The organism is Enterococcus sp. FR204 (assembly GCF_031143325.1).
GTDB classification, from domain to species: Bacteria; Bacillota; Bacilli; order Lactobacillales; family Enterococcaceae; genus Enterococcus_B; species Enterococcus_B faecium.
Map to the genome: position 1 here is coordinate 20,057 of NZ_JAKZIW010000028.1, position 8,578 is coordinate 28,634.

Below are 8,578 nucleotides of genomic sequence, written 5' to 3' on the forward strand. Positions count from 1 at the left end.
CCAACTGAGAAGCTGCTGTCTTAGGGTGTAGAGATTATTCTACAGTGATCCCCATGCTTCGTGCAGTTCCTTCAACCATGCGCATTGCTGCTTCAACGTTAGCTGCGTTTAGGTCTTCCATTTTTAATTCAGCGATTTCTCTTACTTGATCGCTAGAAACTTTCGCAACTTTATTTTTGTTTGGTTCGCCTGAACCTTTTTCAATTTTAGCTGCTTTTTTCAATAGAACAGCAGCTGGCGGTGTTTTTGTAACGAATGTGAATGAACGGTCTTCGTATACAGAAATAACAACCGGAATGATCAAACCTGCTTGATCAGCTGTACGAGCGTTGAATTCTTTTGTGAATCCCATGATATTGATACCCGCTTGACCTAGTGCAGGACCTACTGGTGGAGCTGGAGTTGCTTTACCTGCAGGAATTTGCAATTTAACGATTTTTTCTACTTTCTTTGCCACGAGACATACCTCCTTAAGTCCGTGATGTGGTTAATTGGAGATGCATATTTCTCCTCCCACGTTTTATCTGATCTGAAAAAATCCAGACAAATAATGTGCAAAACAATGCACACTGGTACAGTATAGCAAATTTATTTGTTTTTTCAAGATTTTTTTCTTCTATTTTTACATTTTGCTTGAATAAACGCTAAATTTATTCTAAAAAAACAACAATTTTTCGTTCCCATTTCTTCTTTTATGTTACACTTGCGCTAGCATGGTTCAACAGATGAAAGCAAACAATAACACGTTTTTTTAGACCCTTGTACAAAGATTCCTACATAACAAAATGAGGTGGAGAAAATGAAAGATTTAAGGTATAGAAGTGTCTTTGATATTATTGGACCTGTGATGATTGGTCCAAGTAGCTCTCACACTGCCGGAGCTGCTAGAATCGGGAAAATCATACGTAGTATATTTGGCGAACAACCTGATTCTGTAGATATTTATCTATATGAATCATTTGCAAAAACCTATCGGGGGCACGGAACAGATATTGCATTAGTTGGCGGTCTGTTAGGGATGGAACCCGATGATGAACGTTTAGCTGATTCTTTGAAATTGGCATATGAAGCCGGTATGGAAGTCTTGTTTGTTCCTAAGAGTGAAAAAGCCGAACATCCAAACTCTGTAAAGATGCTTCTAAAAAAAGGAACACGAAAGCTTTCAGTCACCGGCATTTCGATCGGCGGTGGCAATATCCAGATTTCTGAATTGAATGGATTCAAAATTTCTTTAAGCATGGGTACTCCTACCTTGATCGTTGTCCACCAAGATGTTCCAGGTATGATTGCTAAAGTGACTAGTATACTTTCTGAGACCAATACGAATATCGGCACTATGACAGTGACACGGGAATCAAAAGGTGAAAATGCCATTATGATAATTGAAGTAGATAATCCTCAAGTTGAAGAAACGGTAAAAAGACTCAAACAGCTGCCAAATATCGACAGCGTAAATTATTTCGATTAAGGAGCTAAAAAAATGTTTTTATCGATTGAAGAATTAGTAGATCAAGCAAAAGCTTATCCAAGTGTAGCAGAATTGATGATTGCAGTTGAAATGGAAATGAGTGGCCGTTCCCGTAGTCACATCATCGAGATCATGGAAAAAAACCTCTCAGTAATGGAACAATCAATCAACGAGGGAAAAGAAGGTGTTACCTCCGTCACAGGAATTACCGGTGGTGATGCAAAAAAATTAGATGATTATTTAAATGAGGCAGACTTTTTAAGTGGAGAAACAATCTTAAAAGCTGTACGCAATGCTGTAGCTGTTAATGAAGTCAATGCAAAAATGGGGTTGATTTGTGCTACACCGACTGCCGGAAGCGCGGGTGTTGTTCCTGGTGTGCTGATGGCTGTCCGAGATCGGCTTGATTTGACACATGAACAGCAATTGGAATTCTTATTTACCGCTGGCGCTTTCGGGTTAGTTATCGCAAACAACGCTTCTATCAGTGGTGCAGAAGGGGGATGTCAAGCAGAAGTTGGTTCTGCAAGTGCAATGGCAGCAGCAGCTTTGGTTTGTGCAAAAAATGGGACTCCTCATCAAGCAGCACAAGCAGTAGCCATTACATTGAAAAATATGATGGGACTGATTTGCGATCCCGTTGCAGGCTTAGTTGAAGTCCCGTGTGTCAAACGTAATGCTTTAGGCTCTTCTCAAGCTTTTATCTCTGCTGATATGGCATTAGCGGGTATCGAAAGTGTCATTCCGCCGGATGAAGTCGTTGCTGCAATGTACCAAGTCGGACGTCAAATGCCGTCGATTTTCAAAGAAACAGCAGAAGGTGGCTTAGCTGTTACGCCAACTGCTAAACGACTTGCGGAAGAGATTTTAAATAAGAGGGCGTGATAAAGCTCCTTAATTTCGAGTATTAAGAGATTAGTTATCTTCATAACAAAAAACGAAGAGAGGACTAATTGCCCTTCTCTTCGTTTTTTATTAATCCATCAATTTCGTATTTTTTACTTCATCGATCGTTTTTGTTCCTGCAAGTTGCATCGTGATCGACAATTCTTTGTTGAGGTGTTCAAAAACAGATGTTACTCCTTCTGCCCCACCTAGATTCAACCCATAAATCACTGGTCGGCCAATCGCAACTAAGTCAGCACCACTTGCCAGAGCTTTGAAGACATGCTCTCCTCGACGGACACCAGAGTCGAAAATCACTGGTACACGTTTGTTGACTACTTCGGCAATTTTTGGCAATACTTCAAAGGAAGCAGGACCTCCATCTAATTGACGTCCACCATGATTGGATACCCAGATACCATCTGCCCCTGCAGAGATAGCGATTACTGCATCTTCTGGCGATTGTATTCCTTTTACGATAACTGGAAGATGGGTGATTTCTTTGATTGTTTTGATGTCATCTGGTGTCGAGCCTTGTTTTGAAGCTGCATAAATTTCTGCGATTCCTTTTCCTTCGCCATTACCACTTGCACTTTGTTCGCTATAAGCAGCTAAGTTAGGCATTGGTAATGGAAATTGGAATTGATTGATGACGTCTTCTTCACGGTAACCACCGAGCGTTGAATCTGCCGTTAAAATGATAGCTTTAGCCCCTGCTTCTACTGCTTTGTTCAAAATGAACTCATTGAATCTGTCGTCTTTACTCATATATAATTGGAAAAACTGCGGTGCGCCTGGCGCTGCATCGGCTGCGTCTTTGATTGTCGTATTTGCATAAGTGCTGATGGAAAAGATTGATCCAGCAGCAGCTACTCCTTTAGCTGTATCAGCTTCCCCTTTTTCATGTGCCAATCCTTGGGCCGCTGATGGTGCTTGGATAATCGGTGTATCTAATTCAATTCCGAAAACAGATGTATGCAAATCGGCTGAGTCGATTCCGCGTAATATCCGTGGCATGATTTTCTTTGTATTAAAAGAAGTCGTATTTTCTTTCATCGTCCACTCATCTTCAGAACCACCGCGAATATAGCCAAAAGCTCCTGCTTCCATGCGCTCTTTTACACGACCTTCTAGTGAGGCAATGTTTACAATATCGATTGGATGTTCTTCATTACTTGTATGATAAGTCATAGTAGATCCTTCTTTCATCTTCTTGATTACATATAAATCATACTAAACTTACAAAAAGTAAGCAAACATTTACTCTCAGATACTTTTATCGCTATTCTTTCCAAATAAATCGACTTACAAGCTGATCTACTTCTTGGTTTTCATGAAGCATACTATGAGAGGCATTTTCACCTGTCACTACTTTTTCCTCTATTTCATTTCCGCGTTGCTTCAACAACGCATAGACCGCTAATGCACTGTTTAACGGTACTGTTCCATCACTCAAGTCTGTTTCATCTAGTTGACCAGCAATCAAGAAAAATCGAGTGGTTATAGGAATATTACCGATCATTTGCTGGTAATCTTGATAGCGGTTAGAAACGACAGCAGGTCCCTTTGCTAACTCATCTGTCAGAGACTGCGCACTATCATCGACAAAATCATTAAAAGGCGCACCAATTGCTGTTAATGTCTGAACTTGTGGCAATGACGTATCCTGTCCATACGTTCCTAAATAGCGTAGTGCACTAACTCCTCCCATGGAATGCCCCACTATGTTGACTTTATCTATGCCGTAGTTTTCTTTCAGATACAAAAGACAAGTTTTGATCCATTCTGCTTGATTCCACTCGTTATTTTTATTATCTTCAAACAATACTTGGACCATCGGATTGTCTGCTTTTCCAGACAAATCTCCTGTTGCTTGTATTTGTCCATCTGTTCCTACTGTTAAAACCAATTCTTTTACTGCTTGCTGATTTTTTTCCAAACGCCGCAACATCCCTTTAAAGGAATTTTCTGTCCCGCTGTAGCCGTGGAAAAAAAGTGTTGGAATAGTGGTTTTTTCTATCACTTTACTGGATTCTGCCGTTTTTTCTTTATCAGAAACTTCAGTAGTATTTATCTTCGTCGTCTGGCAACCACTTAACGCAAACAAACTGATAAGGACTAAAGCTGCTGCAGTTGCACGTTTGCATAAATTTTTGATTGGTTCTGTCATACACCTCTTCCTTTCCATATAGAAAAAAGAAAGACTTGAAAGGCCAATCATATGATCGACATTTCAAGTCTCTTTATTAATCGATTTTATCTACTTGATCGAAATCAAGTTCTGTACTGGTTTCACGTCCAAACATATCGATGTTGACTTTCAATTTTTCTTTTTCTCCGTCAACTTCTGTTACTTGTCCTTCTAATCCAGCAAATGCGCCTTCGATGATTTTCACGACTTCGCCAACTTCTACTTCTAGATCATTTTGTCGCAGGCTCATACCGATAGAACGCAAGATATGATTGACTTCTTCTGGAAGTAATGGTGCTGGTTTGCTTCCGGCTCCGTGTGAACCAACGAATCCTGTCACACCAGGTGTGTTGCGGACAACATACCATGAAGCGTCTGTCATGATCATTTCAACAAGTACGTATCCTGGGAATGTTTTATGAACGATTTCTTTCCCATTTTTGACTTCAGTTTCTTTTTCTTCAGGAACAACGACACGGAAAATAAAGTCGGCCATTTTCATACTTTGCGCACGAGATTCGATATTTGCTTTTACTTTGTTTTCATATCCTGAATATGTATGCAAGACATACCAGTTTTTTTCAAAAGATTCCATTGAAGGCTCCTCATTTCATTGTAAAATAAAAAAACCTCAGTACACCCGAAGTTTTTCTTTCGCTTCATTATAGCACTAAAAGTACGTTGTGGCTAGCGAGTTATTTTAAGATCCAGCCAAATAAACTTTGGATGGCTGTATCCATTACGTAAAACATCAATCCGAAAATAATAGAAGTTTCGATGACTACTAACGTATCTTTACGGAGTTGTTTTCTGCTTGGCCAAGTTACTTGTTTGATTTCATCTTTTACGCTTTTTAGAAATTTCATGAGACAACCTCCCTTGCTACTGTTTATTTCGTTTCTTTATGTAATGTATATTGATTACAATATTTACAAAACTTATTGATTTCCAAACGTTCGCCGCTTTTTCCTTCACTGACTGATTTTGTGTAGTTGCGAGACCCACAAACGGAACAAGCGAGTGCTGCTTTTTTCTTTGCCATTTACTTCTGCCCCCTTGCTGAGAATCAGACTTATACTTCATAACAGTATCACGTAACTTTTTACTTGTCAATTTGTGAAATAAACTATCTATTGTTTTGGATAAAATTATGATATGATTAATTTGAAATTAAGCTAAAATGAGACAATTGGAGGTATAGCGATGCTATTAAAAACACTTGTATATAAGAAAAAAGATCTGACAACCGTTACAGAGACTAGTACATTAGAAGAAGCATTAAAAATTTTAGAAACTTCCGGATACCGTTGTGTGCCGATCTTAGATTCTTCAGGTAATATTTTCCGTGGAAACATTTACAAAATGCATATCTATCGTCATAAAGCAAATGGCGGTGATATGACGCTTCCTGTCACTCATCTTTTGAAAAACGCTACAAAGTTCATTTACCTGGATACTTCTTTCTTCAAAGTATTCTTTACGATCAAAGAGCTTCCTTATATTGCTGTCCTTGACAGTGAAAATCATTTTTATGGTATTTTGACACATAGTACGTTGCTTAATATGCTCTCTCAATCTTGGAGCGTAGAACAAGGAAGCTATGTACTGACAATTGCTTCCACAGGAAAGCAAGGAGATTTGGCTGCTATTGCAAAAATCATCTCAAAACACAGCAGCATTGCCAGCTGTATTACTCTTGATATTGAAAAAGACGAATACATTCGACGTACATTGATCACGCTACCGGCTAACACTGAAGCGAAAGTATGTGAAACGATCGTCAACCACTTAGAGAAAAAGAATTATAAAGTGGTAGAAATTGAAAATTTGCAAAACCAAGAAGCATAATCAAAAAGCGAAAAAAGAAAACAGCTAATCTGCTTTCTTTTTTCGCTTTTTATAATTAGACACGCTTTTCAAAATCAAGCGCGCGATCTAAATAATACATCAATGGTGCTGAAACAGCCATGACGATAAACTCACTTAATGCAAGCGTGCCATAGGTTGTCCAAAATGCTTGGCCACCTGTTGGAACTAACATATAAGCAATCAGTCCCATGCTGACGGTAAAGAAGATCGTGTTCAATACTAAACGCATCTTTACATTTTTCACTTTGTTTTGCAATAAAGCTGTCAGGCCTAAAGAAAGCAATGTTTGGCCGCCACCAAAAACCACATCCATGATACCAAAACCAAAGAAGGCATTATAGACGATGACCCCGCCTAAAACTCCCCAAAGCAATTTACGGTTAAAGACAACTAAATGATTCAAACTTTCTGAAATACGAAACTGGATCGGCCCTGAGGATACAGGCGCAACTAAAATAGTTAACGCTAGATAAAGAGCCATGATGATGCCATTTACAACGATTACGGATAACCGTTGTCTGCTTTTCGTTTTTTGCATTTTCTCTCCTCTTTTCTCCTAGTTTTTTTAACGCGGGATGGTTGATGAACCGCGGTTATGTGAAACAAACAATAATTATAACAGACTTTTCATTTATTTCAATCCGTCTTATCTGCTTTTAAAAAAGCAAAAGCTTGAACAATGTAAACGTTTGCTAAAAATCGTGGGATATGGTATAAAGTAAGTGTAAGGGGTCATAAGAATTCCCAGTAAAGCAGACGAAGTAGGATCTGCAAGAACAGAATTGTTGTGAAACTTAAATAAATAAAAAAGGATGTGGGAATTTGAGCAACCTCTTACTAGAGAACGGTCTAGCAAGCAGCTGAAGATCTAAGTGGACATGCCGAACCTTGGAACTTCTCCTTACGTAAGTAATGGATCATGCGCTTGCTAGGCTTTTTTGTGTTTTTCGGTCTTCGGACCTTTTTCATTTTCCTAGACTTCTGCTATAATAACCAAGAATTAATTTTGTAACAGATTTTTTTGAAAAAACAAGTTTCTTTCATTCAAAAAATAGAAAAAGCTTGCTAATTATTGGTTAACCAGCAAACAGGAGTATTAAAATATCTTGTTTTATTGAATAGCAGGAGGAAATTATGAAATTCCATTATCATATATTGATCAATCCATCGGCAGGCAGCGGAAATGGCTATAAAGTAGCAGAAAGAATTTTACCGGTATTAAAAAATAAGCATATTGACTATACACTTCATTATAGTGAATACAAAGGACACGATGCTGAGATTGCTGAAACTTTGGCAAAAGAAACATTGATTCCTTGGATAGAAGAAGAACAGAAAACAATCGATATTTTCCCCCTTTTGATCATCGTAGGAGGTGACGGCACCTTACATCAGGTACTTGATACTTTCTATCAGATGGAAGTAGAATTCCCAGTTGCTTATATTCCAGCAGGTTCTGGAAATGATTTTGCTCGAGGGGCAGGCCTTCCAAAAAATCCCAAAAAAGGACTTCAGCTGATTTTAGCAGCTCAATCACCAGAAAAAGTCCACATAATGGCTTATGAAGAAAAAATAAGTGAAAAAAAAGGAATAGCTGTTAATAATTTCGGTATAGGATTAGATGCAGCTATCGTCCATGCGACAAATCATTCTTCCACAAAAAAGCGATTGAACAAATACAACTTAGGATCATTTTCGTATTTATTCTCTATTCTCCGTGCTTTATTCACTCAAAAAGGATTTCCAATTCTGGTAGATGCAGGAGGAAAACAATTAAGTTTTTCAAACGCATTTTTATGTACAGCAACGAAGCATCCTTTTTTTGGCGGAGGAATCGCGATTGTTCCAACTGCTGATGCGTCTAAACCAGTCATTGATTTTGTCGTGGTCGAACGAATCAATTTCTTTAAAATCTTGTGGCTCATTCTTTTACTTATACAGAAAAAACAATTGAAATCGAAATATTTCCATCACTACACAACAAACAGGTTACGTATCGTTTCAACAACACCGCAACATGGTCAAGAAGATGGAGAAGAAATGGAAAAACGACCTTTTGATATCACAATAACCACAACTAAACAGTTGTTTTGGTGTTAATAAAAGAGGTTGTGTCAGAAGCTACATCTGGAACACCGTTTATTCGGAAAAAAGGACTGTGACAC

11 protein-coding genes and 1 riboswitch are annotated in these 8,578 nt (G+C 38.4%); of the genes, 4 read left to right on the forward strand and 7 right to left on the reverse strand.

Features of this window, described 5'->3' with window-relative positions:
• Nucleotides 1-34 precede the first annotated feature (34 nt).
• The gene (gene rplK / locus RG571_RS07780; protein WP_002291638.1) at nt 35-457 is read right to left on the reverse strand and encodes a 50S ribosomal protein L11; all 423 of its coding nucleotides are present in this window, start codon (nt 455-457) and stop codon (nt 35-37) included.
• Nucleotides 458-799: 342 nt separating this feature from the next.
• On the opposite strand from rplK, the gene sdaAB reads away from it, so the two are divergent.
• Both sdaAB and sdaAA read left to right on the forward strand, forming a co-directional pair.
• On the forward strand, nt 800-1,468 hold the full coding sequence (sdaAB, locus tag RG571_RS07785) for an L-serine ammonia-lyase, iron-sulfur-dependent subunit beta (protein WP_002319573.1): 669 nt from the start codon (nt 800-802) through the stop codon (nt 1,466-1,468).
• A 12-nt stretch (nt 1,469-1,480) separates the two neighbouring features.
• Entirely contained in the window at nt 1,481-2,353 is an 873-nt protein-coding gene (sdaAA, locus tag RG571_RS07790) for an L-serine ammonia-lyase, iron-sulfur-dependent, subunit alpha (protein ID WP_002294584.1), read from the forward strand.
• A 90-nt stretch (nt 2,354-2,443) separates the two neighbouring features.
• Here the strand turns inward: sdaAA and RG571_RS07795 are convergent, their stop codons facing one another.
• From RG571_RS07795 to rpmG, 5 genes are all read right to left on the reverse strand, one after another.
• Nucleotides 2,444-3,544 (reverse strand): lactate oxidase, encoded by a 1,101-nt coding sequence (locus RG571_RS07795; protein ID WP_131774258.1) that lies wholly within the window; start codon nt 3,542-3,544, stop codon nt 2,444-2,446.
• A gap of 91 nt (nt 3,545-3,635) precedes the next feature.
• Nucleotides 3,636-4,523 carry an alpha/beta fold hydrolase gene (locus RG571_RS07800; RefSeq protein WP_002294581.1) on the reverse strand — a complete coding sequence of 296 codons (888 nt, stop codon included), beginning with the start codon at nt 4,521-4,523 and terminating at the stop codon, nt 3,636-3,638.
• A 76-nt stretch (nt 4,524-4,599) separates the two neighbouring features.
• The gene (gene nusG, locus RG571_RS07805) at nt 4,600-5,139 is read right to left on the reverse strand and encodes a transcription termination/antitermination protein NusG (RefSeq protein WP_308947792.1); all 540 of its coding nucleotides are present in this window, start codon (nt 5,137-5,139) and stop codon (nt 4,600-4,602) included.
• Nucleotides 5,140-5,239: 100 nt separating this feature from the next.
• Nucleotides 5,240-5,410 (reverse strand): preprotein translocase subunit SecE, encoded by a 171-nt coding sequence (secE, locus tag RG571_RS07810; RefSeq protein ID WP_002294579.1) that lies wholly within the window; start codon nt 5,408-5,410, stop codon nt 5,240-5,242.
• 23 nt (nt 5,411-5,433) lie between these two features.
• Nucleotides 5,434-5,586 (reverse strand): 50S ribosomal protein L33, encoded by a 153-nt coding sequence (gene rpmG / locus RG571_RS07815; RefSeq protein ID WP_002294578.1) that lies wholly within the window; start codon nt 5,584-5,586, stop codon nt 5,434-5,436.
• A 161-nt stretch (nt 5,587-5,747) separates the two neighbouring features.
• Here rpmG and cbpA point away from each other — a divergent pair, with 161 nt between their 5' ends.
• Nucleotides 5,748-6,392 (forward strand): cyclic di-AMP binding protein CbpA, encoded by a 645-nt coding sequence (gene cbpA / locus RG571_RS07820; protein WP_002294577.1) that lies wholly within the window; start codon nt 5,748-5,750, stop codon nt 6,390-6,392.
• A gap of 55 nt (nt 6,393-6,447) precedes the next feature.
• Here the strand turns inward: cbpA and RG571_RS07825 are convergent, their stop codons facing one another.
• Complete coding sequence (locus RG571_RS07825; protein ID WP_002318553.1) at nt 6,448-6,951, reverse strand: QueT transporter family protein; 504 nt, start codon at nt 6,949-6,951, stop codon at nt 6,448-6,450.
• Between the two features lie 12 nt (nt 6,952-6,963).
• Nucleotides 6,964-7,010, reverse strand: a riboswitch (PreQ1 riboswitch).
• Between the two features lie 537 nt (nt 7,011-7,547).
• On the opposite strand from RG571_RS07825, the gene RG571_RS07830 reads away from it, so the two are divergent.
• Nucleotides 7,548-8,513 carry a diacylglycerol kinase family protein gene (locus RG571_RS07830; RefSeq protein WP_002318552.1) on the forward strand — a complete coding sequence of 322 codons (966 nt, stop codon included), beginning with the start codon at nt 7,548-7,550 and terminating at the stop codon, nt 8,511-8,513.
• Nucleotides 8,514-8,578 lie beyond the last annotated feature (65 nt).